The 26,339-nt window shown below is 33.9% G+C and carries 26 protein-coding genes; 8 read left to right on the top strand and 18 right to left on the bottom strand.

Annotation, left to right across the window (positions count from 1 at the left end):
* Window positions 1-13: 13 nt before the first annotated feature.
* From ACFSJT_RS09985 to ACFSJT_RS09970, 4 genes are all read right to left on the bottom strand, one after another.
* The gene (locus ACFSJT_RS09985; protein ID WP_378320114.1) at window positions 14-1,129 is read right to left on the bottom strand and encodes an imelysin family protein; all 1,116 of its coding nucleotides are present in this window, start codon (window positions 1,127-1,129) and stop codon (window positions 14-16) included.
* Window positions 1,130-1,235: 106 nt separating this feature from the next.
* Entirely contained in the window at window positions 1,236-2,480 is a 1,245-nt protein-coding gene (locus ACFSJT_RS09980; protein WP_378320113.1) for a DUF4856 domain-containing protein, read from the bottom strand.
* Between the two features lie 162 nt (window positions 2,481-2,642).
* Window positions 2,643-3,104: a heme-binding domain-containing protein gene (locus ACFSJT_RS09975; RefSeq protein ID WP_378320112.1), complete on the bottom strand. Its 462-nt coding sequence runs from the start codon at window positions 3,102-3,104 to the stop codon at window positions 2,643-2,645.
* Window positions 3,105-3,118: 14 nt separating this feature from the next.
* Window positions 3,119-3,985 carry a hydroxymethylglutaryl-CoA lyase gene (locus ACFSJT_RS09970; RefSeq protein WP_378320111.1) on the bottom strand — a complete coding sequence of 289 codons (867 nt, stop codon included), beginning with the start codon at window positions 3,983-3,985 and terminating at the stop codon, window positions 3,119-3,121.
* A 226-nt stretch (window positions 3,986-4,211) separates the two neighbouring features.
* On the opposite strand from ACFSJT_RS09970, the gene ACFSJT_RS09965 reads away from it, so the two are divergent.
* Entirely contained in the window at window positions 4,212-4,397 is a 186-nt protein-coding gene (locus ACFSJT_RS09965) for a CsbD family protein (RefSeq protein ID WP_378320110.1), read from the top strand.
* A gap of 137 nt (window positions 4,398-4,534) precedes the next feature.
* Entirely contained in the window at window positions 4,535-5,359 is an 825-nt protein-coding gene (locus tag ACFSJT_RS09960) for a TerC family protein (protein WP_378320109.1), read from the top strand.
* Between the two features lie 102 nt (window positions 5,360-5,461).
* Here ACFSJT_RS09960 and ACFSJT_RS09955 read toward each other — a convergent pair whose 3' ends face one another.
* The 3 genes from ACFSJT_RS09955 to ACFSJT_RS09945 all read right to left on the bottom strand — a co-directional run bounded on the left by ACFSJT_RS09955 (window position 5,462) and on the right by ACFSJT_RS09945 (window position 10,127).
* Window positions 5,462-6,094: a LysE family translocator gene (locus ACFSJT_RS09955; RefSeq protein ID WP_378320108.1), complete on the bottom strand. Its 633-nt coding sequence runs from the start codon at window positions 6,092-6,094 to the stop codon at window positions 5,462-5,464.
* A 6-nt stretch (window positions 6,095-6,100) separates the two neighbouring features.
* Window positions 6,101-7,123, bottom strand: coding sequence for a quinone-dependent dihydroorotate dehydrogenase (locus tag ACFSJT_RS09950; RefSeq protein ID WP_378320107.1), 1,023 nt, complete (start codon window positions 7,121-7,123; stop codon window positions 6,101-6,103).
* Between the two features lie 124 nt (window positions 7,124-7,247).
* Window positions 7,248-10,127 (bottom strand): TonB-dependent receptor, encoded by a 2,880-nt coding sequence (locus tag ACFSJT_RS09945; RefSeq protein WP_378320106.1) that lies wholly within the window; start codon window positions 10,125-10,127, stop codon window positions 7,248-7,250.
* 301 nt (window positions 10,128-10,428) lie between these two features.
* On the opposite strand from ACFSJT_RS09945, the gene pepT reads away from it, so the two are divergent.
* Window positions 10,429-11,676, top strand: a complete 1,248-nt coding sequence (pepT, locus tag ACFSJT_RS09940) for a peptidase T (RefSeq protein ID WP_378320105.1) — start codon at window positions 10,429-10,431, stop codon at window positions 11,674-11,676.
* Window positions 11,677-11,766: 90 nt separating this feature from the next.
* On the opposite strand, the gene yajC is transcribed toward pepT, so the two are convergent.
* From yajC to ACFSJT_RS09920, 4 genes are all read right to left on the bottom strand, one after another.
* Window positions 11,767-12,066 (bottom strand): preprotein translocase subunit YajC, encoded by a 300-nt coding sequence (gene yajC, locus ACFSJT_RS09935; RefSeq protein ID WP_378320104.1) that lies wholly within the window; start codon window positions 12,064-12,066, stop codon window positions 11,767-11,769.
* Window positions 12,067-12,072: 6 nt separating this feature from the next.
* Complete coding sequence (locus tag ACFSJT_RS09930; RefSeq protein WP_378320103.1) at window positions 12,073-12,552, bottom strand: DUF1573 domain-containing protein; 480 nt, start codon at window positions 12,550-12,552, stop codon at window positions 12,073-12,075.
* A gap of 48 nt (window positions 12,553-12,600) precedes the next feature.
* Window positions 12,601-13,545: a transcription antitermination factor NusB gene (gene nusB / locus ACFSJT_RS09925; protein WP_378320102.1), complete on the bottom strand. Its 945-nt coding sequence runs from the start codon at window positions 13,543-13,545 to the stop codon at window positions 12,601-12,603.
* Between the two features lie 117 nt (window positions 13,546-13,662).
* Window positions 13,663-14,760: a Glu/Leu/Phe/Val family dehydrogenase gene (locus tag ACFSJT_RS09920; protein WP_378320101.1), complete on the bottom strand. Its 1,098-nt coding sequence runs from the start codon at window positions 14,758-14,760 to the stop codon at window positions 13,663-13,665.
* Between the two features lie 141 nt (window positions 14,761-14,901).
* On the opposite strand from ACFSJT_RS09920, the gene ACFSJT_RS09915 reads away from it, so the two are divergent.
* From ACFSJT_RS09915 to ACFSJT_RS09905, 3 genes are all read left to right on the top strand, one after another.
* Complete coding sequence (locus ACFSJT_RS09915) at window positions 14,902-16,659, top strand: ABC transporter ATP-binding protein (RefSeq protein ID WP_378320100.1); 1,758 nt, start codon at window positions 14,902-14,904, stop codon at window positions 16,657-16,659.
* Window positions 16,660-16,738: 79 nt separating this feature from the next.
* The gene (locus tag ACFSJT_RS09910; protein ID WP_378320099.1) at window positions 16,739-17,122 is read left to right on the top strand and encodes a PUR family DNA/RNA-binding protein; all 384 of its coding nucleotides are present in this window, start codon (window positions 16,739-16,741) and stop codon (window positions 17,120-17,122) included.
* A gap of 96 nt (window positions 17,123-17,218) precedes the next feature.
* The gene (locus ACFSJT_RS09905; protein ID WP_378320098.1) at window positions 17,219-19,732 is read left to right on the top strand and encodes a M14 family metallopeptidase; all 2,514 of its coding nucleotides are present in this window, start codon (window positions 17,219-17,221) and stop codon (window positions 19,730-19,732) included.
* 107 nt (window positions 19,733-19,839) lie between these two features.
* On the opposite strand, the gene ACFSJT_RS09900 is transcribed toward ACFSJT_RS09905, so the two are convergent.
* Entirely contained in the window at window positions 19,840-20,586 is a 747-nt protein-coding gene (locus ACFSJT_RS09900; RefSeq protein ID WP_378320097.1) for an alpha/beta fold hydrolase, read from the bottom strand.
* Window positions 20,587-20,730: 144 nt separating this feature from the next.
* A complete protein-coding gene (locus ACFSJT_RS09895) occupies window positions 20,731-21,195 on the bottom strand; it encodes an Mpo1 family 2-hydroxy fatty acid dioxygenase (RefSeq protein ID WP_378320096.1) in 465 nt (154 codons plus the stop codon).
* 93 nt (window positions 21,196-21,288) lie between these two features.
* Between ACFSJT_RS09895 and ACFSJT_RS09890 the strand changes: the two genes are divergently transcribed.
* Window positions 21,289-21,846 carry a thioredoxin family protein gene (locus tag ACFSJT_RS09890; RefSeq protein ID WP_378320095.1) on the top strand — a complete coding sequence of 186 codons (558 nt, stop codon included), beginning with the start codon at window positions 21,289-21,291 and terminating at the stop codon, window positions 21,844-21,846.
* A 3-nt stretch (window positions 21,847-21,849) separates the two neighbouring features.
* On the top strand, window positions 21,850-22,377 hold the full coding sequence (locus tag ACFSJT_RS09885; RefSeq protein WP_378320094.1) for a GNAT family N-acetyltransferase: 528 nt from the start codon (window positions 21,850-21,852) through the stop codon (window positions 22,375-22,377).
* Here ACFSJT_RS09885 and ACFSJT_RS09880 read toward each other — a convergent pair.
* From ACFSJT_RS09880 to ACFSJT_RS09860, 5 genes are all read right to left on the bottom strand, one after another.
* Entirely contained in the window at window positions 22,374-22,889 is a 516-nt protein-coding gene (locus ACFSJT_RS09880; protein WP_378320093.1) for a YfiT family bacillithiol transferase, read from the bottom strand. The genes ACFSJT_RS09885 and ACFSJT_RS09880 overlap by 4 nt on opposite strands.
* A gap of 2 nt (window positions 22,890-22,891) precedes the next feature.
* The gene (locus ACFSJT_RS09875; protein WP_378320092.1) at window positions 22,892-23,689 is read right to left on the bottom strand and encodes a hypothetical protein; all 798 of its coding nucleotides are present in this window, start codon (window positions 23,687-23,689) and stop codon (window positions 22,892-22,894) included.
* A 242-nt stretch (window positions 23,690-23,931) separates the two neighbouring features.
* Complete coding sequence (locus ACFSJT_RS09870) at window positions 23,932-24,864, bottom strand: peptidylprolyl isomerase (RefSeq protein ID WP_378320091.1); 933 nt, start codon at window positions 24,862-24,864, stop codon at window positions 23,932-23,934.
* Between the two features lie 85 nt (window positions 24,865-24,949).
* Entirely contained in the window at window positions 24,950-25,759 is an 810-nt protein-coding gene (locus ACFSJT_RS09865) for a tetratricopeptide repeat protein (protein ID WP_378320090.1), read from the bottom strand.
* Entirely contained in the window at window positions 25,756-26,322 is a 567-nt protein-coding gene (locus ACFSJT_RS09860; protein WP_378320089.1) for an RNA polymerase sigma factor, read from the bottom strand. The genes ACFSJT_RS09865 and ACFSJT_RS09860 overlap by 4 nt, the downstream gene beginning before the upstream one ends.
* Window positions 26,323-26,339: the final 17 nt, after the last annotated feature.

Here is a 26,339-nt window from a genome sequence, read left to right as displayed (position 1 = left end):
GAGTAATAGCTACTTAATCACCATCAGCATCTTGAAAATCTACACTAACGGAAAATGCTTGTAACATGTCTACTTTTAAATGCACAACATTCTTTTGAAGCTCATCATAAGTATTAAGCATCAGATTATTATTAGTTTTTACCTGAGTAGAAAAGCTGTTATTCAAATTTGAAGCTGTAGTTCTTGATTCGTTAAATTGATTATTTATAATTTCTACTAAGTCTTCACCTTCTTTAATGGTATTTAAGAAATTAAGATAGGTACTAAAGCTTTCTCCTCTCGTATTACTATCAAAGTGTTTTCCATTAAAAAAGTCTTGCATTGCGGTTAAATTTGCATTGAATAATGATTTGGATAAATCACCTTTATAAAATGCCTCAACTTTATCATCAAAAGTCTGAGTAGCAAAAACGCCAGCCGGGATTCCTATTTTTCCAGCTCTTAGATGTTTCTCATAGTGAAAAATAAAATCGTTTACGATTTTATCAACAGAACTTGTAGCAGATGCACCACTATTATTTACAAAAGTATCTCGATAGCCACTAGTCCAATCAGACACTACCTCTTTTGTAAGAGTATCCATTCTATCCACCAATGCACTAATGTAGTTTTTGTATTTAGAGCCGTTGGTATCATTGGTATATAAAGCCACTATTTGTGCATCTGTATCAGATAAACCATTGATCAAATAATCTAGCGCTGCAAATCCTTGTTCGTCTTGCAGAGAAACTCGGGTAAGATCATATTGGCCTGAATTAATATTTGCTTCTATTTCTGTAGTATTGACTGGATAAACATTCATGTAGTTCCTAAAAGAAAGTTCTTCTGCCTTGCCAATCTCAAACATACTCACCGATTGCCAAGCAATATAAGCACCAGACCAAACTTCTCTTAATGTTACAAGGTTGTTATCATTTGTATTGGTTATAAAATTTGAAGTAGCGTCTTTTAAAGCATTCATATCACTAGAAAAGCTTTGATATGATGGTATAACGATATTATCTGCCAGATTTTCTAACATTGCTTTTCTATCAAAACCATCTGAACTTGTTTCTCCCGAATCATCACTGCTTGAACAAGCAGATAAAAACATGGATGTAATAAATAATGAAATCAAAAACTTCTTCATGTTATTTTTATTTATTCTTAATAAAGATGTGCAAATGTAAAAAAAGAGGTTGAAATCTTATGACTTTTATTCCTCTTTTTTTACATTTTATAATTTGTTTAATCTTTTAGCTTCCTGCCTGCTCTACAGTAAAATCAAACTTCGCTGCAATAGCTTCAGAGATTGTTTGTAAAGTCTCTGGAGTTACATCCCAGAAACCATTGGCTCCCCCTATTAATTGTTCTATTAGTGCTCGAACCTCGGCTCGTGTGAAATATGGCGCGTTGGTATCCGGGTTTCTAGTAAATTGTAAGCTGTATATGAAGCCGTATCCTTCAGATAAATCGTGAAAGGCAGCAGCAGTATCGACTGTAGAGGCTTCAAGAAGACTCTTTCCTTGCTGTAGATAATATACGGCCCTTATTGCAATTACTTCAGACACTTTTTTTCTGATAATAGCAGCCTGTTGATCTCTTACAGTATATTCTTTGGCAACAATCGCTGCCCTTCCAAGCTTAAAGGCATTAAAAATATCGGCAGCGATTCCGGCAAAATCTGAATCATTTTCTACTCTGCTAATATATTTGCTCAAGAAACTGTCATCGCCCTCCTTATCAGTTCCAATAATATTTACATTTGGGGTAGCTGGAGTTTCTGAAGCTCCGTATAAATAACCATAGGCTTCATCCCATTTATGTTCCATGGTCGTATAGTTTTTACCTTCTGCTACTACTTCATTATTATTATTCTCGACATTATCTGCTTCATCTAATACCGAAGTACTTAGATAGTTGTTTAACGCCTGGTCTGTCATCAAAGCACCGATCAAACTCTTGCCAAATGCTTGATTGTATTCAAGTCCCCGAGCATTTACGTATCTATTGGATCCACCACCGGCTTCTTGTAACACGCCTGCAGTACCCGCTGTTGCTGTTACAGTCCAGTTTGGAAACACCTCATCTACCTGACTTTTGATCCAACCATCAAATTCTGATCTAATTGCAATAGCTTCTGTAGTATTTGCAGAAAAATAATCCCTGGACGCCGCTGTCTTACTCCTTACGCTTTTATCTGAGGCATTAAGATCGGCATTAGAAAAGTTATTTTCTCCTTCTACATGTGCGAACATGGCATCGATAGTCGCCTCTGCATCAGTTAACATACTATTCATGAGCGCGCTTATAATTTCTTCAGACATAGCAATCCTGGTAGTCTGTCCACCAAAACTAACTGTACTTTCTCCATTACGTTCAAAAACATAAGTTGCTGGTTCTTCTATTTGATTAAAGGTAGTATCATCGTCATCTGAACATGATGCAAAAATAAGTAGTCCCGACAAACAAATGAGATTTAAGAATTTGTTGATTTTCATTATCCTTTTATTTAGACTTAATATAAATAATTGATTAATTAAGATGCAAATATATTGATCAAAATGAATTTGTCAAACTTTATTTGTAATAAATCTAAATAAAATTAAAACCTTAACTTTGAGATAAACTTTAATTCTTTAATTTCCAAAAAAATACGACGATTATTGACTTGCAGAATATTTCGTTCTAAGATCTTTGGCCCACTGTATTAATACTTCTTTATCTTGATCATTCAGACTTCCATGTGTCCAGGTATATGAGTTTAGTGGCATTTCACCTTCTTCTACCTCTTCTACAAGTTCTTCTAACTTATGATCTTTCTTTTTATTAGAATATTGTTCCCAATCAGAAACATTAAAGTGTTCTCTACCATGCTCAATATGGTCTGCCAACCAATACGAAACTGGAGCAATTTCGGCATACCAGGGATATATAGTTTGATTGCTATGGCAATCATAACAATTGCTTTTTAAAATTGCTTTTATTTGGTCATTAGGTTTTGTTTCATTTTCAAAATAAGCAATTGATTCATATCCTGATTCATTTTTATCAGGTCTGATAAATTGTATTATTAATAATGCTGCCAGAAGCGTGAGCGCAATAATTTTGAAAATCTTCTTCATTTTTTTATTTATGTTTAATGATAATAACTAAAAATTTTTGTGGCTTCGTTATATGAAGATTCAAAACTTAAAGGTCTTATGTTGGTATCTGCCTTTACCGAAGTGAAATAGGAAACCATTCGTTCTGTAGGCATATTTCCCGTCAATTCATCTTTTGCCATTGGACAACCACCAAACCCTTGAATAGCTCCATCAAATCTTCTACAACCAGCTTTGTAGGCCGCATCCACTTTTTCATACCAGGTGGTAGGCGTAGTATGCAAGTGTGCTCCAAATTCTATTTCAGGATATTTTGGGATCAAATTAGCAAAAAGATAGTCAATAATCTTTGGTGTTGAAGTGCCTATAGTATCTGATAGCGAGAGAATTTTCACTCCCATTTTACTCAGCTTTTCCGTCCATTGTCCTACAATATCTACATCCCATGGATCACCATAAGGATTACCAAAACCCATTGAGAGATACGCAACAACCTCTTTATCTACTCTATCTGCAATATTAAGGATCTCTTGAAGTATTTCTATCGATTGCTCTATTGTTTTGTGGGTATTACGCATCTGAAAATTTTCAGAAATAGAAAAGGGATATCCAAGATAGTCGATTGCTTCATGTTGAGCTGCATCATGCGCACCACGAACATTCGCTATAATTGCCAACAATTTACTCTCGGTATTTGACAAATCCAACTGTGATAACACCTCTGCAGTGTCTGTCATTTGTGGTATGGCCTTTGGCGAAACGAAACTCCCAAAATCTATAGTATCGAAACCACAACGTAATAAAGATTGAATGTATTGAACCTTTTTGTCGGTAGGAATAAACTCCTTTATACCTTGCATGGCATCCCTTGGACATTCAATAATTTTTACTTTTTCGATCATTTCAGTGTATCAAACCAGAAGATGTTCAATGAAGAGTATAAAAGTATAATTATTTTTCAGAAATTATTAGTTTTCAAGATCTCTTTTTTTGAAATTCATAACAGTGTTTTTTTAACCCAACCTCCTTCTCTTTTATTTTAAATGAATAAACATTTTGATTGTATGCGTTAATTAAAATCGGTAGTAACATTTACTTTTATGTATATAATTTGAAAAAATAAATATTATGAATAATGATCAATTAGAAGGCAAGTGGAAACAGGTAAAAGGCCAATTCAAACAGAAATACGGAAAAGTTACCGACAATGATACTTCTTACGCAGAAGGAAAATTTGATGAAATGTTGGGGAGATTACAAGAAAAAACAGGGAAAACAAAAGAGGAACTCAAAAAAGAGATTGAAAAATTGTAAGAGAAAACTTTTTTTGTCCCCCGTTGAAAAGTATCAAAAGGAATCTATTAAAGAATTCTTTTTGATGCTTCTTTTTTTGTTAAAACTGAAGCATTAACTACTTTTATGCTTTCTTATCTAATAATAAGGCTATAATCATGTTTGAAATATTTGCCAGTACAGACGCCTGGGTTGCATTAATAACCCTTACTTTTCTAGAAATTATTTTAGGAATTGATAACATTGTATTTATCTCCATTGCAGCAAGTAAGCTTCCTGCCAAACAACAAAAAAAAGCGACTAATTGGGGCCTGGCACTAGCAATGATACAAAGAATACTATTGCTGATAGGTGTTTCTTTTCTGATCGCCCTAAAAGAACCTTTCTATACTATAAATACATCATGGCTTACTGTAGGTCTTAGTTGGCAAAGCTTAATTTTATTTTTTGGCGGGCTATTTTTATTATATAAAAGTACATCCGAGATTCATGAAAAGGTTGAAATTCCAAAACATGACGAAACAAAGATAAAGCAGAAAAACCTTACCACGCTTTCAAGAGCATTGGTTCAAATCTTGATTATAGATTTCATTTTTTCTATTGATTCTATACTTACCGCGATTGGGATGACTAATGGAATTGGCGAAAAACCTGAGGACGCACTAATATTAATGGTCATAGCGGTAGTAATTTCAATTCTAATCATGATGATTTTTGCTAATGCGATCCGACAATTTATTAACAATCACCCTTCGATGCAATTATTAGCTTTATCCTTTTTGATACTGATAGGTTTCATGTTGATCACAGAATCTGCTCATCTTTCTGAAACGGTTATTTTTGGGCAGGAAATTGGTGCTATTCCAAAAGGATACTTATATTTTGCCATTGCTTTTTCGCTATTTATTGAATTTCTTAATATGAAACTTAAGAAGAAAATCAATTACGTTGAAGAGGAAACGCCAGAACTAAATGAGAAGTAATAAAGATATATTTACTCGATAATCGAGATTTAAATGCACTGGCTTGCCACGAAATCAAAATTAATTTCCACCCGATGTCTCGTGGGCTTACCCCAGGGTAGTTTACTTCTCAGAAAAGAGGATAAAAATTGCAATACCAATAAATACAATTATTTGTAACCATTTCAAAAATATACCTGCTTTTGAGTTTTTCTTTAAATAACTGGATATTGTCCCAGCCAAAATGGCTATTGATCCAAAAACAACAACTCCTGTGATCACAAATAATACCCCAAGCGCATAAAACTGTAAAATATTACTTAACGTTTTACTAAATAAAAACCCAGGGAAAAACGCTAAAAAAAAGATAGAAACTTTAGGATTGAGCACATTCATTATAAACCCCTGTCGAAAGAGTTGTCCCAGGCTCTTTTTTTCAATAGTTCTGGATTCCAGTTGTAAAGCACCATCACTTCGAAACACCTTATATGCCAGAAAAATTAAATATAAGGCTCCAAAAAGCTTGATTATAAAAAATAGCGTATCACTTTGTTTGATTATTGCCGATACTCCAAATGCTACCAAAGTTGTATGTACAAAACATCCGGTCATCAATCCTGCCACAGTAGCCAAACCATATTTTTTACCATTTACGATACTTTGTGTTAGCACATAAATATTATCTGGACCAGGAGAAATAGCCAATGCAGTAGATGCAATAATAAAGGTATATAAAATTTCGTAGTTTATGTCCATCAATACTTATTGGTGAAGTAATGCTTTATTAATATCCTTAACTAGTCTAGGACCCTCATAAATGAAACCTGTATACAATTGCACCAAGCTTGCACCAGCTTCTAATTTTTCTAAAGCATCTTTGGCAGAATGTATCCCGCCAACACCAATAATTGGAAACGCCCTATTACTTTTTTCTGATAAAAATCGAATTACCTCGGTAGACCTATCTGCTAATGGTTTACCACTAAGTCCTCCTTTTTCATTTATCAAAGCAATCTCAGATCTTAATCCTTTTCTAGAGATAGTCGTATTAGTTGCAATAACTCCAGCTATTTTTGTTTCCTTAACAATATCAATGATATCTAATAGCTGATCATCTGTAAGATCTGGAGCAATCTTTAGTAAAATTGGTTTTTGCAAAGATTTCTTTTGATTCTTATCTTGCAGGGTATTCAAAAGTTTGGTAAGTGGTTCCTTATCTTGCAATGCCCTAAGATTAGGTGTGTTTGGAGAACTTACATTCACCACGAAGTAGTCCACATAATCAAAAAGTGCATCAAAACATATTTTATAGTCCTCTACGGCATTCTCGTTTGGTGTAATTTTATTCTTACCAATATTACCGCCAATCAAAACTCCTTTATTCTTTTTTAGTCGTTTAACCGCCTCTTCTACTCCACCATTATTAAATCCCATACGATTAATGATTGCACTATCTTTTTTTAGTCTAAAAAGCCTTTTTTTAGGATTTCCATCTTGCGGCTTGGGAGTTAAGGTTCCTATTTCTATAAAACCGAAACCAAAATCATGTAACTCATTAAATAATTTTGCATCCTTATCAAATCCTGCCGCTAGTCCAACCGGGTTTTTAAATTTTAATCCAAATACTTCTCTTTCTAACCTAGGATCATCAACGCTGTATAAACTTTTAAACAAGTCAGAAATCAGTGGAATTTTAGAAAGTATTTTGATCATTTTAAAGGTAAAATGATGTACTCGCTCTGGATCATAATTAAATAATAATGGGCGTACTAACAGTTTATACATGGCATCAAGATTAGCTAGCGCAAAAATAGATGATTACTTATGAACTGAGAAAAAAAAATTAGAAGAATAAAACCTGATCTAAAGTATTTTAGATCAGGTCATTTATATTATTAATACTTAAATACTATTTGAGTAAAATACTTAGTCTTGCAAATACGAATCGCCCTCCTATACCAAATTGTTGCGATCTTCGTGACCAGTCGAATCGACCACTACTCCTGTTACCAAATTCTTCTTCTGCCCTATCAGGATAAATATCGAACAGATTATTAGCACCCACAGTGGCAGTTAAAGCCTCTGTTACTTTATATCCAAAAGAAAGGTCTGTTACTACTTTTGCGCTGAATACTTGTTGATTTGCAACAGTAGTTGTAGCCTCTGTCACCTCGCCAAAATATACATTTCTTAGAAAAACATTAAATTTATCTGTAGTAAAGTTGTTTGATAAGTTAATTTTGGTTCTGGGCACCGCTTCTTCCAAATAAACTCTACTATCTTCAGGAAAATAGGTATCTATCAAACCTGCATCCTCCAGAACCTGAGAGGCTTGAATATCTCCTACTTTTCTGGTTTGAGAAAAGGTTGCCGCTAAATCTGATTTCAATTCCATTTTTGACCCAATTCCTGTTTTATGTGTCAATACTATATCCAAACCCTTAGACTCAGTATCAATCGCGTTAGCAAAAAATGAAGCTGCGGTAGCATTTGCCTGATCTAATAAATTGTCTAATTCAGTTCCTGTTCCCGGTCCTTCAAACTGTCCTGTATACACTACTCTATCATCAATGGCAACAAAATAACCATCGATGGTAATAGAAAGATTAATTGATGGTATTTTTGCTGTTGCTCCCAAACTAATACTCCGTGAGGTTTCTTCTTTTAGTTGAGGAATCCCTAGCAGAGCAGCCACCCTACTGTCGTTCGCAAATGTACCTACCTCTTGTGGTTCTCCAAAATTGTCAAAAATTGTAGAGGTAGAATTAAAATTGAGCTGATGTAACGACGGTGCTCTAAACCCAGTATTTGCAGCCGCTCTAATATTTATATCATTGGTCAATTTGTAACGCGTAGCCAATTTAAAATTTATAGTAGATCCAAAATCGCTATAGTCTTCAAAACGTGAAGCAAAACTCAACAAAAACCTTTCTGTAAAGTCTGCTTCCAGATCCAAATATCCCGCAATACTAGTCCTATCGCGTGATAGCTCATTGGCAGGGCCAAATCCAGGAAACACCTGTGATCCACCGGGTCTTGTTCTTCCAAAAAAGTCTGTGGGTGGTGTCTGTGTTGATGCAGTGATAGGTTGCCCATCAATATCATATTGAGCATAGGATTCTTCTTCGCCAGCGATAATTTCATAGGTTTCTAATCGATGTTCTGCTCCAAAAGCAACATTAAATCCTGCAAATACGTCTTCATAGTATCTCGTTATATCCAAATTTGTGGTATTTTGCAGGAAAGAAAACCCTCCAGCATCAAATGTAGTGGGTGTCGCTTTAAGAAGTGAGGCATTTGATGTGTTAGAAATCGTATATAAAAAACTGTTTTTACCATATGTATTACTAAAATCAACATCCCAATCCCCTATTTTTCCTTTAATACCTGCGGCGACGGATTGATCAGAAATTTTAGAATTTATTTCAGGTAGAAATCCATTAACATAAGCAGGCGTATACGTCCTACTTTGATTAGGAAGTCGATAAAATCCTGCAGAATTACCCTTTCTGGTACTAATACCGGCAAAAGAGTATAGTTCTGTGCCATTATCATCTAAGGGTAAGGAGAAATTAGCAAAGAAACGTCCTCCTCTAAGTTCTGATTGTCCTACTCTCATATTATAATCAGTTCTGTTCTGCCCTCGGGTAGCAAGTTCAGCCTCGGTTACGTCTACATCTAATATGGTCTGCAATTCATTCAAAGTAGTTGCCGACTGAATGTCATTTTGTAATTGAGTAGAGAAATGAGGAACACTTAAAGCAAAACTCTGAATTGCAGGTAAGTCAGTTTCTAACTCCGAAAGATCATTTCCTAACAAAGAAGCCTGATATTCTATCGCATTATATGCATTAAATATACTTCCTTCCCATTCCTTCATACGACTATAAAAGTCACGATAATCAAAATCACCACTAAAATTGATAAAACCACCTTTATCACCAAGAGGCAATCCATAACTGGCTGCAACATTTACAGTTTCTCCATCGATACCACCTGTTTGCTCTTCTGCATTTCTAGAAACATTCGCTCCTCCGGTTACTGATAAACTTAGTTCATTTACACTTTTATTAAGAACGATATTAATCACCCCTGCAATAGCATCAGATCCATATTGTGCTGCTGCACCGTCTCTTAGTACTTCGATACGCTGTATTGCAGCTGCTGGAATTGCATTAAGGTCTGTACCTACACTACCTCTTCCAAATGTTCCATTAACATTAATTAGAGAGGTAGTATGACGTCTTTTCCCGTTGATTAGAACAAGTACCTGATCAGGTCCCAGACCTCGTAAGGAAGCAGGATCTATATGGTCTGTACCATCAGATATGGTTTGGGTATTTGAAGAAAAAGAAGGAGCAACGTAGTTAAGAATCTGATTCAAATTTACCTGCGGAGAGGCGCTTGCAAGTTGCTTAATATCCAAAACATCTATTGGAACAGGAGTCTCTGTTACCGTTCTGTTTACGTTTCGAGTTCCTACCAATATTACTTCATCTAATGATACTCCTGACTGCATGGTTACATCAAGAGTGGGTCCTGAAACGGTTACTTCTTGCTTTTCAAATCCGACATAAGAAAAAACCAATATTTGACCTACATCTGCAGCGATTGAATATTTACCATCAAAATCTGTTATCGTACCTGTATCGGTTCCTTTTATGACTACTGAAACACCAGGAAGAGGTTGCGATTGATCATCTAAAACCGTCCCTGTTACTTCTTGTGCTGTGGAAATAGTTGTAAACCCCAAAGAAAACAACAATACCATTACGTAAAGTTTAAACATAATTATATTTTTGATTAATAATTGAATGATTGTGTACTTAAATGTAATTTAAATTTCACATTATATTAACTTTTTTTCGATTTAATTAAAGTTTTCATTAAAATTTTTATTAGAAAACACCTATTAATAAACTTAAATTATTGATTTTATTTCGATGTTAATTTATAGTTTTTTGTAGTGTAGATTTTCCTCAATTTTAAAAAACAAATTTTTAACATAACAACCATACGTACCTTTCTATTAGAATGTAAAGTAGAAGACAAATAATTTTAGTAAAGAAATAAATAGTATTCCTTAAGAAATGATTTCAAAAAAACAGATTACAGATCGATTTATTAGCTATGTAACCATAGACACAGAAAGTGACCCTGACAGTAATACCACTCCGAGTACAGAAAAACAATGGGATCTTGCCAATAAATTGGTTGAAGAATTGAAGGACATAGGTCTGAAAGATGTAACGATTGATGAAAATGCTTACATCATGGCAACCTTACCTTCAAATATAGATAAAGAGGTGCCTACTATTGGTTTTATATCTCATTTTGATACTAGTCCTGATTTTACTGGTGCTCATGTTAAGCCCCAAATTATTGAAAACTATGATGGTGAAGATATAATTCTTAATCAAGAAGAAAATATAGTGTTATCTCCTGATTACTTCGAAGATCTAAAACTATACAAAGGTCAAACTCTCATCACCACAGATGGTACTACATTATTAGGAGCCGATGATAAAGCAGGAATTACAGAAATAGTCACTGCTATGGAATACATGATACAGCATCCGGAAATTAAACATGGAAAAGTTCGTATTGGATTTACTCCCGATGAAGAAATTGGTAGAGGAGCCCATAAATTTGATGTAAAAAAATTTGGAGCCGATTGGGCCTATACGATGGACGGAAGCGAAATAGGTGAGTTAGAATATGAAAATTTTAATGCTGCGGGAGCGGTTGTAACGATAAAAGGAAAAATAGTGCATCCTGGATACGCAAAAGGAAAGATGATCAATAGCATTTATATCGCACAGGATTTCATTAATTCTTTACCTAGAATGGAAACACCAGAACATACTAGTGGACGTGAAGGTTTTTTTCATCTACATACTATAAAGGGTGATGTCGAAGAAACTCAACTTCAATATATCATAAGAGATCATGATAAAGAACATTTCCAAGCACGAAAAGAAGTTATGAAAAAGTTGACTGAAGAAATTAATGCACAGCACAAAAGAGAAGTAATTAAAATTGAGATTAAAGATCAGTATTACAACATGCGAGAAAAGGTAGAACCAGTAATGCATATTGTTGATATAGCCGAAGAAGCGATGAAATCTCTTAACATAACGCCTATTATAAAACCTATTCGTGGTGGCACCGATGGATCTCAGTTAAGCTATATGGGACTGCCCTGCCCCAACATTTTTGCTGGAGGGCATAATTTTCACGGCCGTTACGAATATGTTCCTGTAGAGAGTATGATCAAAGCCGTTGAGGTAATTGTTAAGATTGTCGAGTTGACCGCTGTAAAGCAAAAGACAAGTTAAAATTCCAGTAAATTACTCGTTCAGTTTAGAATACAGTATAAAAAAAGTGCAATGTTTTAAACATTGCACTTTTTTTAGATTAAGTAGCTATTATTTCTTTTTTTCAGCAGGTGGCGCATTTAATTTCTGACTCATCTCTAACGAAATAGCAGATTTATCAAAAGTTAATTTACCAGCTCCTGTTTCAATTATAACCGCATTATTTTTTTCGCTGAAATCAAAAACTTTTCCATGAAGACCACTTTTTGTAACAACACGATCTCCTTTTTTAAGCTCTTCAGCAAATTTTTTCTCCTTTTTTGCTTTTTGCATCTGGGGCCGTATCATAAAAAAATACATCACCACAAATATCAATAGTATAAAAGGTAACTGTCCTCCGAATCCTTCCATAAAATATTATTCGCTTACTGGAGTTCCACTTACAGCCTTAGCCTTTGGAGTTACCAGTGCTTTGATCTTAAGAATTTCCTTTCCTGCTTCTGTGTTCGTAGTAATAGTTACCTGCTTGGTTTGCTGATTTGGCTTCCCGTTTGAGTTAAACTTTACTAACATTTCTCCAGAATCTCCTGGAGCGATTGGTTCTTTTGTCCATTGTGGTACAGTACAACCGCAACTTCCTTTTGCATTTACTATTACAAGAGGTGCCTTACCAGTATTGGTAAACGTAAATTTATGCTCTACTACATCTCCTTCATTAATAGTTCCGAAATCGTGCTCTGTCTCAGCAAAAGTCATTACAGGGAAATCTGTATTCTTTGCATCACGTTCTGAAGCAATTTCTACATTTTCTTCTTTAACTTTCTTTGTAGCATCATCCTTACAAGACACAAATGTCATAGCAAAAATTCCTGCTAAAATTAAGATTCCTTTTTTCATTACTTGGGTTTTTAATTATTTGAGGTTAAAAATACATTTTTTTTTGAACTACATAAGTCCTCGGCCTACTTTATTTAATTTGCCGTTTTCCTGGTACTCCTTGGATATTTTATCAAGAATACCGTTGATAAAAATACTACTTTTAGGAGTACTATACTCTTTTGCAATTTCTAAATATTCGTTAATTGTTACTTTTACAGGTATTGAGGGAAACTTGACAAACTCGCAAATTGCCATTTTAATAATAGCTTTATCGAGCTCGGCGATACGATCTTGATCCCAATTTGGGGTTCTGTCGTCAATTTCTTTAGTAAACTCTACCGCGTTAAGAGCTGTTTTTCTAAAAATATCAACGGCAAACTTCTTATCATCGGCATCTTTATATAATTTGGGCAACGACTTATTTTCATCATTAGAAGCCTTACTCTTACGTAACATTTTGATAATGGCCGTATTGACTATTGGCAAATCGTCTATCCAGGTAAGATTTTTATCCTCTATATACTCATAAAGCTTATCATTGGGAGCTATAATTTCCTTAAAGATGTCTAGTACAAAATCTTTATCCTCCCTAAAAGAGCTCAATTTTGTACTCATATAATCCTTATATAACTCACTCTCTCTAATTTCGTTCCACAATATTTTTACATATTCATCATCTAACTGCCAACAATTAAGTTTTTTCTTTTCAATTTCGGTTTTAAGCTGAATGTTGCTTTCTAACAACGATAAAATCTCGTTATTGATAAATTTTGTATTTGGATTTTTTTCATCGGAAGTAGCCAAATGTTTTTTTTGACTCTTAGTCAAAAAATCGGTAGCCTGTTTTTTTATTTCTACCAAAAGCTGAAGATTTATGAGAAACAAATCGTACATCTGATTTATACTAAAAAGAAGAAATTTTTCTTCTTTATCGAGGTTATCACTTTGAGTCTGCTCCATCGAATAGAGAGACTGCATCACTTTTACTCTAATATGTCTTCTGGTTAACATAGAAAATTACAAAGAACTTTACATTAAAAAAGGGTAAAAGTCATTTTAACTTTTACCCTGCAAAAATACTATTATTTTTAATCTAGCTATGCTAAATACTTTTTTTTATACAATAAATTACAGCTCATTTTTTCTAGTGGTAATTCTATCTTCTGCAATACTTAATGCTGCCGCATTAGTAGTGACATTAGTAGCTTTCGCCTTATTTAAAATATCAAGGGTAGTATCATAAATGTTTTGTGTTTTTGCTATAATTTGATCTCTGCCATATCCTTCAATTTCAGCGTATACATTTATAATTCCTCCAGCATTGATTAAAAAATCCGGAGCATAAACTATCCCTTTACTTTGCAGTAATGGGCCATGAATATTTTCATCTGCAAGTTGGTTATTTGCAGCTCCAGCTATCACTTTTACTTTTAATTTATTAATCGTTTCATCATTAACAGTAGCGCCCAAAGCACAAGGAGCATAAATGTCTGCCGTTTCGGTATACAAATCATTACCTCTATAGATATCCACCCCATATTTTAAGCTAACTTCCTGAAGTCTTTCTTCATTGATATCACTAATAATGACTTTAGCTCCTTCTTCAGAAGTCAAGCGAACAAGCTCTTCACCCACATGTCCAATACCTTGTACCAAAATTCGTTTTCCTTCTAAAGTATCATTTCCGCAGGCAAATTTGGTAGCAGCTTTCATTCCCATATATACTCCATATGCAGTAACAGGAGAAGGATTACCTGCACCACCTTTAGATTCTGAAATTCCGGTCACATAAGGTGTTACTTCTCTTACAATATCCATATCAGATGTTTCCATACCCACGTCTTCAGCGGTATAATACTTACCTCCTAATGTATGCACAAACTTACCAAAACGTGTCATCAATTCTGGGGTTTTGATTTTTTTAGGATCTCCTATAATTACTGCTTTTCCACCTCCGAGGTTTAATCCTGTTATCGCAGCCTTATAAGTCATTCCTCGAGACAATCTTAAAACATCGTTAAGTGCATCCCATTCGGTTTTATAATCATACATTCTGGTACCTCCCAGTGCAGGTCCCAAAATTGTGTTATGCACACCAATTATTGCCTTCAAACCTGTATCTTTGTCCTGACAAAAAACAACTTGTTCATGATTGTCGAAAGAAAGTTGTCCAAAGACAGGGGCTTCTTTTTTTAATTGATTTGCAGTAAGCACTTCGGTTATCATGTTATGAAAATTTAAAACGTTAAAGATTATATAATACTCAAAATCAAGATGCTAAAATAAATTAATTTTGTGAATTTAGACAAAAAAGCTGTTAAATTTTACGAATTCCTTAATAAATAGACACTTAAACTTCAATACTATATGCGTGCATTACGCCATTTAAATAAGTACTTTTTAAAATATAAATACAGACTCCTTGTTGGGTTGGTAATTACTATCGTTGCTAGAATATTTGCGACTTTGGTGCCTTCTTTTGTTGGAGACTCTGTTGATGTAGTACAGCAATATTTAGATAATGAAATCACAAGTCTTGCCGAAGTAAGAAGTGGATTAGTCTTAAATATTTTACTTATTCTGGGTGCTGTACTTATATCGGCATTATTTACTTTTTTAATGCGTCAGACTTTTATTGTAGTTTCAAGATTTATAGAATTTGATTTAAAAAACGAAGTCTATCAGCACTACCAAAGATTATCTTTAAACTTTTATAAGAAAAACCGAACCGGTGATCTTATGAATCGAATTAGTGAGGATGTATCCAAAGTGAGAATGTATGTAGGTCCTGCTATTATGTATAGCGTCAATACAATCACACTTTTTGTTATTGTGATCGGATATATGATAAGCATTGCACCAGAGCTTACGCTATACACAGTAGCCCCTCTACCTGTATTATCTATATCAATTTACAAACTTAGTGTAGCAATTCACAAACGAAGTAGTATTGTACAAGAGTTTTTATCAAAACTAACCACATTCACCCAAGAGTCTTTTAGTGGTATTACTGTAATCAAAGCATATGGTATAGAACCACAAACTCACCAAAATTTTACAGAATTATCTAATATTAGCAGAGATAAAAATCTAGATCTAGCCAAAGTACAAGCCTTATTTTTTCCATTAATGGTATTGTTAATCGGTTTTAGTAACATTTTGGTGATCTATATTGGTGGAAAACAATTTCTGGATGGTACAATTGAAGATCTAGGGATCATAGTCCAATTTATATTGTACGTCAATATGCTTACATGGCCCGTAGCTACTGTAGGTTGGGTAAGCTCTATCGTGCAACAAGCTGAAGCTTCTCAGGTGAGAATTAATGAATTTTTAAGCCAGGAACCCGAAATTACCAACACTGTTACTCAAGAAACGCCGATAATAGGGAATATTAGCTTTAAAAATGTCTCTTTTACATATGATGATACTGACATAACTGCTTTACGCAATGTGAGTTTTGAAGTAAAAAATGGTGAAACTATTGGGATTATTGGTAAAACTGGTTCTGGAAAATCTACAATACTAGATCTTATAGGAAGGCTATATGATGTTTCTTCTGGAGAAATACGAATTGATGGTACCCCTATAAAGGAATTGAACCTCATCAATTTAAGAGAGTGTATTGGTTATGTGCCACAAGATGCATTTTTGTTTAGTGACAGCATCAAAAACAATATAAAATTTGGTAAAGAAAAAGCTTCTGACGAAGAGGTATATCAAGCTGCAAAAGATGCCGTAGTACACGAAAATATAGTGGGCTTTAGTAAACAATATGAGACAATTCTAGGAGAACGCGGTATTACACTCTCTGGTGGTCAAAAACAAAGGGTTTCTATTGCAAGAGCTATTATTAAAAATCCTTCGATACTTCTTTTTGATGATTGTTTATCTGCGGTTGATACAGAAACTGAAGAAGAGATTTTACACAATATTAACAAAATATCTAGGAATAAAACTACTTTTATCGTTAGTCATCGGGTTTCTACAACCAAAAATGCCGATAAAATTATTGTTTTAGAAAATGGCGAAATAATCCAGCAAGGCACTCATAATCAACTATTAAGCAAAGAAGGATACTACAAAGAGCTCTATTTAAAACAGCTTAGCGAAAAAGAAATATGAGTTTTTTTTGCCCGATTAACATTTTTTTTAGATTTTTGAAACGATCATAGCATATTAATTAATTTAAGAAATAGGTATTATGAGCGACCATGAAATGATGGAGAAAGAAGAAATTTTCTCAAAAGTTTTAAGAGCAGGAAGAAGAACATATTTCTTTGATGTAAGAGCTACTAAGGCGGGCGACTACTACTTGACCATAACAGAAAGTAAAAAATTTACTAACGACGATGGATCTTTTCACTACAAAAAACATAAAATCTATCTTTATAAAGAAGATTTTGCTGGATTTACTGATATCTTAAATGAGATGACCAGCTATATTGTAGATGAAAAAGGTGAAGAAGTAATCAGCGAAAGACATCAAAAAGATTATCAAAAATCGTATGATACTGATTCATCCGTAGAAAAAGATGAAAAAGTATCTGCAGAAAGTTTTACCGATGTAAGCTTCGACGATATATAAAAGAATTTTTAACGTAAGTTAAAGTTATGCAAACCGTTTCATTCTCTGAAACGGTTTTTTTTATATTCACCGATTATATAATACAACCAAACTGAAATGAAATATATTTTTACAGTCATTCTAGGACTCTTTAGTCTTATCACCTACTCACAAAATGATCTTTCTTTAGAATATTATCTCCCAAAAAATGTCACCTATAATTCTGCCATTCCTACCCCACAAAGTGTGTTAGGTTTTGTACCAGGAAAATGGCATGTAACTCATGATAAGTTAGTTACCTATATGATGGCGCTAGCCGATTCATCTCCCAGAATTACTATTGAAGATAGAGGAAAAACTTTTGAAGACCGTCCCCTTCTATTACTTACCATAACTTCAGAAAAAAATCATCAAAACTTAAAAAAAATTAGAGAGCAGCATATTCAGCTAACCGAAATTAATTCTGGTCTCGTCGATATTGAAACCTTGCCGGCGGTCGTTTATCAAGGCTTCTCTATTCACGGTAACGAACCTAGTGGTGCGAATGCAGGACTGATAGCTGCATATCATCTGGCAGCTGCACAAGGTCAGGAAATAGAAGAACTGCTTAACAATACCATAATTTTATTTGACCCTTCTTTTAATCCCGATGGATTACAGCGTTTTGCCTATTGGGCCAATACGAATAAAAGCAAAAATATTAATCCCGATCCTCAGGATAGAGAATATAGAGAAGTATGGCCGGGTGGAAGAACCAATCATTATTGGTTTGACATGAATCGTGATTGGTTACCGGTACAATTACCAGAATCAAAGGCTCGAATTTCAACTTTTCATAAATGGTACCCGAATGTTTTGACCGATCATCATGAGATGGGATCTAACAGTACTTTCTTTTTTCAACCAGGGATACAATCAAGAACCCACCCGTTAACTCCCAAATTAAATCAGGAACTCACCAAAAAAATTGCCAATTACCATGCAAAAGCATTAGACAATATTGGATCCTTATATTACACTGAAGAAAATTTTGATGATTTTTATTATGGAAAAGGTTCTACTTTTCCTGATATAAATGGTGGAATTGGTATTTTATTTGAGCAAGGAAGTTCCAGGGGTCACGCTCAAGAAACTGATAATGGTATACTTACATTTCCTTTTACCATAAGAAACCAGTTTACTGCTGCTCTATCAACCCTTGAAGCAGCAAAATCCATGCGTAAAGAATTGCTTCAGTACAAGCGAAACTTTTACAATAACGCCAGAAAAGAAATTACGAAAGATGCCTATATTTTCGGAAATGAAAAAGACGCGGCTTCTGCATATCATTTGGCCGAGATTCTGAATAGACACAAAATAAAATTATACAATCCGGTACAAGATATATCCATCAAGGGTAAAAATTTTAAAAAAGGATATAGTTTCATAGTCCCAAAAAACCAAAAACAAAGCAGGTTGATCAAAGCTATTTTTGAAAAAAGAACAAAATTTCAGGATAGCCTCTTTTATGATATATCAGCATGGACATTCCCGCTTTCTTTTAATCTAGATTATGCAGATCAAGTGTCGTCATCAAATATAGGAAGTGAAGTATCCGACTTAAAACATAGAGAGTCCAAGCCAGTATCCCAAAGTAATTATGCATATCTCATGGAATGGCATGAGTATTATAGTCCAAGGGCACTATACCAGATTCTTAATAAAGGATTACGTGCCAAAGTAGGAATGAAGCCATTTACTCTTGAGCAAAATGAATATGACTACGGAACTATTATGATTCCTGTTCAAAATCAAAAGCTTGCCACGAAAGAGCTATACGAATTCCTTAAAAAACTTGCTTCAGAAAATCATGTGGACATTACAGGCGTGTCAACAGGTCTTACTGAAGGTATCGATCTGGGCAGCAATCAATTTAGAGCATTGTCGCTTCCACAAATTGGTTTATTTACAGGTGACGGAATTACTCCCTATGATGCAGGTGAGATCTGGCATTTAATGGATCAACGCTATGACATCCCTATTACGAAACTAAATATAGAAAATTTTAACAGATTTGATCTGTCAAGATATACGCATATCATTTTACCTAATCATCGGGGTCATAGTTTCAAAAAAGGTCAAGAAGAAAGGCTGAAAACATGGATTCGTAATGGCGGTACCCTAATTGGCTATAGAAATGCTGCCGATTTTTTTAAAAATAACGAATTCATGAAAATCGAATTTGCAAAGCCAGAAAACGACGCTACAAACATATCATTTGAACAAAAACGAGATTTTTCGGGAGCACAGGTGATAGGAGGCGCTATCTTTGAAGCTGCTATTGATCGCTCACACCCTGTTAATTTTGGCTATAAAAATGATAGAATCTCTTTATTTAGAAACACCACATTTTTTATAAAACCAGACAAACAAAGCTATAATAACCCTATTACCTATACCAAAAACCCATTGTTAAGTGGTTATATAAGTAAAAAGAATCTTGACTCATTATCTGGCACTGTACCATTTAGACATAATGACTTAGGAAAGGGAAACATAATTTTATTTACTGACAACACCAACTTCAGAGCTTTTTGGTATGGAACAAACAAATTGTTAATGAATGCTATTTTCTTCAGTGACGAAATGTAGATATAGTGGTTAGTGGTTAGTGGTTAGTGGTTAGTGGTTAGTGGTTAGTGGTTAGTGGTTAGTGGTTAGTGGTTAAGTAACACAAATTATTTTTTATAATTCTACGATTATATTTGAGGTTTTTGAGAGTTGATCCTGGCCCTAAACTCATTATAATGAAATAACACCTGCTTAGGTGCTTCTACCTGGGGATAGTGACCAATTTCTTCTAGAATAACAACATCAGCCTTAGGTATGATTTTTTTATAAAATTCTGCCATATGTTTTCCTGAAATTGGATCAATGCCTCCATCAATCAATCGTTTGGGTACATCTGCGTATTGTATTGCCTCTCTCCATCTAATTTTATACGTATCTCTTTCGGTAAGATATTTAATAAGTTTTGGGATAACATTCTTTCCGGAATTATACTCAACTAACTCCCAAAATTCATCTATTTCCTGCTCACTTGGCCGGGTGTTTTTCCCAAAGATATTTTTAAAGTTCTTCGCCAAGGTATTTCTTCCCATAAAATGTTTCAAGACATTACCCAAGGGGGTTAACAAAAGTTTCTGAGTAACCGTGGGAAAGTTGGTTTCCGGAAACATGCCGCCGTTCAAAAAACAAACCGATTTAATCTTAAATTCATATTTAGAATTCTCTCTTGATCTTGCCAGCATTTCTTGTACAACAGTGTCTCCATAATCATGAGCAAGAATATGAAACGAAGACAGTTTTTTTTCTTTTAGAAAAGCCTCCCATAAGTCAGCCTGGGCTGCAATAGTATATTTAAAATTTGATGGTTTAGACGAAAAACCGTATCCCACATCATGTCTAGTGTATACACCTGATATTTTTCTGTAAGAGAATTCCATATCTTACACCAGTCCCAAGATGCTGTAGGAAATCCGTGCACTAAAATGAGAGGTTCACCACTACCCGACTCTTTATAAAATATTTGATAACTATCTTTATATTCAAAATAAGAACCTGAATTTTTCCAATTTTCTAAGGTCATATTACTCTTTTCCAAACATTTTTTGAATCACCCATGCAGGGCCTATGAGCAAAAACTGTAGATCTTTTAAAAATGAAGGTTTCTGACCTTCGATTTTATGCCCATAAAACTGTCCGATCCATGCGGCAATAAAAATAGCACTTGAAACTATCCATAAAGGCGCATATAAACTAATAAAATAGTTAGCAATAATGCAAAAAGCAGAAAAAACCAAAATTTGTAGTGCCATCTTTACTGATAACCTCACATAAAAGAAAAGAACAAATAACAATACTACAAAAGCCCAGTTCTCTATAAAAGCATTATCCCCTGGTATAATAGAAGTTAAAAAACCATTTGGAATGCTCATTAAAAGCCCCACAATAGAAAAAAATATTGCAGGAACACAAATAAAATGAATTACGATATTAGTTTTGTTTTGATGACTTACTGCATACTCCTTGAACCAAACATCCAACGTTTTCATAATTATTAATTTTTGATGTAACTAAGATAATATTTTTTAGACTCATTAATAGAGAAAATTGTAATTTAGAACTTAAGAAAAACAAAAGTAGTTATGGCTCGTACACTATCAAATATGCTGCCTTTAGGCACCGTTGCACCCGAATTTACTCTGATTGATACGATTACTAAAAACAAAGTATCTTTAAAAGACGTAAAAGGAGAAAGAGGAACTGTAATTATGTTTATTTGTAATCATTGCCCTTTTGTGATTCACACAAACGAAGAAATCGTTAGGGTAGCTAATGATTATAGAGCTCAGGGATTTAGTTTTGTTGCTATTAGCAGTAACGATGTTGAAAAATACCCCCAGGATTCGCCAGAAAAAATGTGGAAAACGGCCCAAAAAAATAAGTATACTTTTCCATATCTCTATGATGAAACTCAAGATGTGGCAAAGGCTTATGATGCTGCCTGCACTCCAGATTTTTATTTGTTTGATGCAGAACTAAAGCTTATCTATAGGGGACAACTGGATGATTCGAGACCGGGCAACGGAATTCCGGTGAACGGCCGCGATCTAAGACAAGCATTAGACGCTGTACTTCGTAATACAACTGTTTCTGTAGATCAAAAGCCAAGTATTGGTTGTAACATTAAGTGGAAAGAGTAGTATATGAATTCTGAAATCATATTCAAGAAATGTTCAAAAGGTGATATTAATGATTTGGTAGCAATAAGTCAGCAATTCTACCCAGAACATTATACCCACATTTGGAAAAACGATGACCCGAGCTATTATATCAACCTGAGTTTTACTGAAAAGGCTTTTACTAAAGACTTTACAAGTAGTAATATAATTTATTTCTTAGTTGAAAAAGACACCAAAAACTTAGGTCTGTTAAAAATACGGCAGCATCAGGAAATCATGGAGCATACAAAAATTGAAGCACTACAGCTGGAAAAAATCTACCTGTTAAAAGAATCAATAGGTTTAGGCATTGGTAAAAAAGGGATTGATTTTATAAAAAACTTTGCAATACACCTGAATAAGAAAATAATTTGGCTAGATGTAATGACCACAAGTCCAGCGCTTACTTTCTATAAAAAAATTGGTTTTAAAACAGTTTCTTTTTATGAGTTAGAATACCCTGGCTTAAAAGATGGGTATAGAGAAATGCAAAGAATGATTTTGTTCATTTAGAGCTCTGAAATAATTTTTAAATGAGCCAAATGATGATTTCCATGCCATGCATAAATCCCTATATCTTCAGCTAAAGAAATGGTAATATTCCCTTCGGGGTGAATAAACTCTCTTTTAAGATCAATAGGCGATAATCCCTTCAAAAAAAACACCCATTTGGCATGTAAGGCTTTTATAAGATCTAAGGATAAACTAACTGGAGCTGATTTGGTATCAAATAATTCAGCCCATAGCTGCTCATTATATGCTTTAATTAATGGCTTTTCTTCGGTCATTGCCCATTTAAACCTAATATATCCATGATGATGACTATCATGAATATGGTGTATCACTTGTCTTGCTGTCCAGCCACCATCACGATATGGAGTTTCTAACTGCCCGCGTGAAAAATCTGAAACCAAATCAGATATTTTTGATGGCAACTTTTCTATATCCGATATCCATTTACTAAGATGTTCAGGAGTTATAGTTTCCGGACATTCAAACTTTCCGATTGGATACCTAAGATTCATAACTACTGATCTACTTTTGCGTATACAAACTCTTCTTTAGAAAAAAGATCTACAAGGGTGAGAATGTTACTATTTAAATCGAGGATCTTATATCTATACAAACGATCATCCATAGGAAAAAAACATTCTAATACGCCATCATCTATCCTTGTTTTTAAACGATTGGCAAACTTTCCGTCATAAAAATTAAATCGTATTGTTCCCTCGAAAATAATATAATCATCTGTATTCTGCACAAAGAGCCATTTTCCTTGCAGAGCTTCGTATGTATCCCTGTTATAGAATTTATTATCTAATAAGCCTTTCATTTTATTTGCATACTCAACAAAGTTTTCTTCCGGAGTTATTTCGCCCATTGGACTACCGGTTTCTTCTTTTTTCACTTCTTCTCCACCATTAAAAAAATGTTTCGACTCATATTTAGTATATGCTTTTGAGTAGTCTAAGGCTTTTTGTCCATTAGAATTAGTCGTCGTCAAATATGGTCTTTGTTTATAATTCACATAAATTAGTTGGTCATTCCAAAAATAAAATGTAGTCACTACATCTGCTTTTCGGGTACCGACTTTTCTTACCATCTTTTTGAGCCGCTCATGTTCATAATAACCATTAAGTTCTGCTCCATGATCAGCCATTTTATCCAAAAATTCTTCTGGATCAAGGTAAAAGGTATCAAATTCAATATAGCTATCGATAATTTCCAATTGATCCTTTATAGTACTAAGAATATCTTTTTCATCCTGTGCCAAGGAAAAAGAAATATTACAAAGAATAAATAAGGTTAATAACAGTTTTTTCATAATCTAGGGGGTAAAGCTATTTTGGGTTAAAGTATTAATAAAAGTATGGTTTACCTACTATTTTTAACTAAATGATTTTTAACAAAAGAAAAAAACTAGCGTTAAAATATTAAAAATAAAAGACATAACACAAAAAACTTGTTTAACATATTTCATAAAATCCTATCGTAGGTCTCTTTAAAAAAAGAAAAATCCCTACTGTAAAGAGGGATTTTCTATATAAGTTCAATAAAAAAACTCTACTATTTAACATCAACCAATTCAACATCAAAAATTAATGTCGCATTAGGAGGAATAACGCCACCCGCACCTCTTTCACCATATCCCAAATTGGGTGGAATTACAAAACGAGCTTTATCACCTACTTTAAGCAATGCAATTCCTTCATCCCATCCGGAAATCACTTGCCCCATACCTAACGGAAAATCAATAGGTTGATTGCGTTTGTATGAAGAATCAAATATTGTGCCATCGGTTAAACTCCCTTTATAGTGTACCGAAACAGTTTTTCCTTTTTCTGCATTTTGCCCGCTTCCATTCTCGATGATTTTGTATCGCAAGCCACTATCTGTTTTATCAAATCCATTAGCTAGTTCTTCAAGCAATTCTTCTGATTTCTTTTTTGCAGCAGCTTCTCGCTCTGCCTTAGCTCCATTAAATTGTCTAAAACTCTCAACCGCATTAAAATTTTTGGCTTCTTCTCCCACTCTTACTATTTCTACTTCGTTTATGACATCGCCTTGAGCAATCTCATTTACTACTTTTTGTCCTTCTACTACTTTTCCAAAAACAGTATGATTACCATCTAACCACGAGGTTTCTACATGCGTAATAAAAAACTGACTCCCGTTAGTTCCAGGTCCTGCATTAGCCATAGATAATACTCCAGGGCCATCATGCTTAAGTTCGGGATGTATTTCATCATCGAATTGATATCCCGGTCCTCCAACACCTGTTCCCTGTGGATCTCCTCCCTGAATCATAAAATCAGCAATTACTCTATGAAATTTTAAACCATCATAATAAGGTTTCCCTTGGGGTTTAGCTTCATTTTCAATGTTTCCTTCAGCAAGGCCAACAAAGTTTCCTACTGTTCCTGGTGTTTTTTTATATTCTAAATTGATAAGGATTTCTCCTTTGGTTGTATTAAATTTTGCGTATAATCCGTCTTGCATAGCAACTTTGTTTTAAGCGTTTTAATTTTTAAGTTGCAAAGATAAGTAAATGATAATGGTCAGTTATACCAAATAACCTTAAAAATTATTTATCTATTTTATTTACAAGTTCTAAGGCTTCCTGAAAATTATAATTTTCAACATTACTTAAAATTAATTGTAGTGTATTTCTAAGTTCTTTATCGTTATTTTGTTTTAAATAAACCATAGCTCTATACCAATTTGCCTTTTTACTATGTAACGTATTAGATTTGGACAGAAGTTCGAATTGTTTTAAGGCATTTTCAAAATCTCTGAGTTCTATATACGAAATCCCGGTGTATACATAAACTGAAGGTTCTATAGATTTTGATGTAATACTATTTCGATACTCAGAAAATGCCCTTATTGCTTCTTCATATTTTTGATCTTCAAAATACATTTGACCTTTTATAATAAGTTGTGTATCCTGTTCTCCTCGCGTTACCAAAGAAGGAAGAGAATCTAATTGAATATATTGCGAATATAATTGATCATATTTATTTTCTGAGTTGATAAAAAAGGATATAACGATTAAAACTACAAGTACAGCAGCTATTCCAACAAAATAAAACGTTCGGTTCCTTGAATTTGTATCTTGCTGTTCAAGGATTACTTCCTTTATAGTTTTTTGTAAAGAAAAAGCCTCTTCACTCTTGAGAAAGGAGTTCAACTCTTTTGCATGCTTACTTCTTAAAACAGATTTATTGCCTTGGATCCATTCCTTATCTTCATATATTAATCGTATATCCTTTTGAAGTTTTAATTCTTCGGCAAGAAATGAATCTGTACGTAACCTATCCTCAAAAGCTTTTTTTTCTTCTGAAGACATAGTATCATCTAAATATTTATCTATTTCCGTCAAAAAATCACTCATACATCCTTTATTTTCTTGTATCTAGGGTCATTTTTTATTAATTTTGTTAATTGTGATTTACAGTTATGAATTCGTTGTCTTACAACATTATCCGAATTATACCCTAATTTCTCGGCGATAACCTTATAAGGTACTTTTTGAAAAAAAAGCTCAAGTAACTGTTTACAGTTATCTGATAAATCATGTAATTTCTCTTGAAATAACTCCCGTTTCTCTTGTTCTAAAATAGCCATTGTCATATTATCCTCTTCGCTTACCAGTGCAACTATTTCATCTTTTGTTACTATTCTACTTTTTATTTTCAATTCTCTAAGCCATAAATTTCTACAAGCACCAAAAACATAAGCTTCAATAGAGCTTTCTATAGTAAAAGACCTGGTTTTATATCGTGCGATTAACTGAAGCAATGCTTTTTGAAAAATATCTTCTGCATCTACAGAGCCCCCATTGTTTTTTAGAACATAATTCTTAATCTTTGGAAAAACTAAAGTATACAATTTTTGTATTACCTTTTTATTTCCTAGGGCTAGTTCTTTTAAAAGATCTTTTTCTTCTTTAAGCATTAAAAAATCTTTACTTA

The sequence above is a fragment of the Aquimarina celericrescens genome (genome assembly GCF_042682765.1).
Taxonomy (GTDB): Bacteria; Bacteroidota; Bacteroidia; order Flavobacteriales; family Flavobacteriaceae; genus Aquimarina; species Aquimarina celericrescens.
The sequence above is the reverse complement of the archived record's forward strand: the minus strand, read 5'-3'. Positions and strand labels throughout refer to the sequence as shown.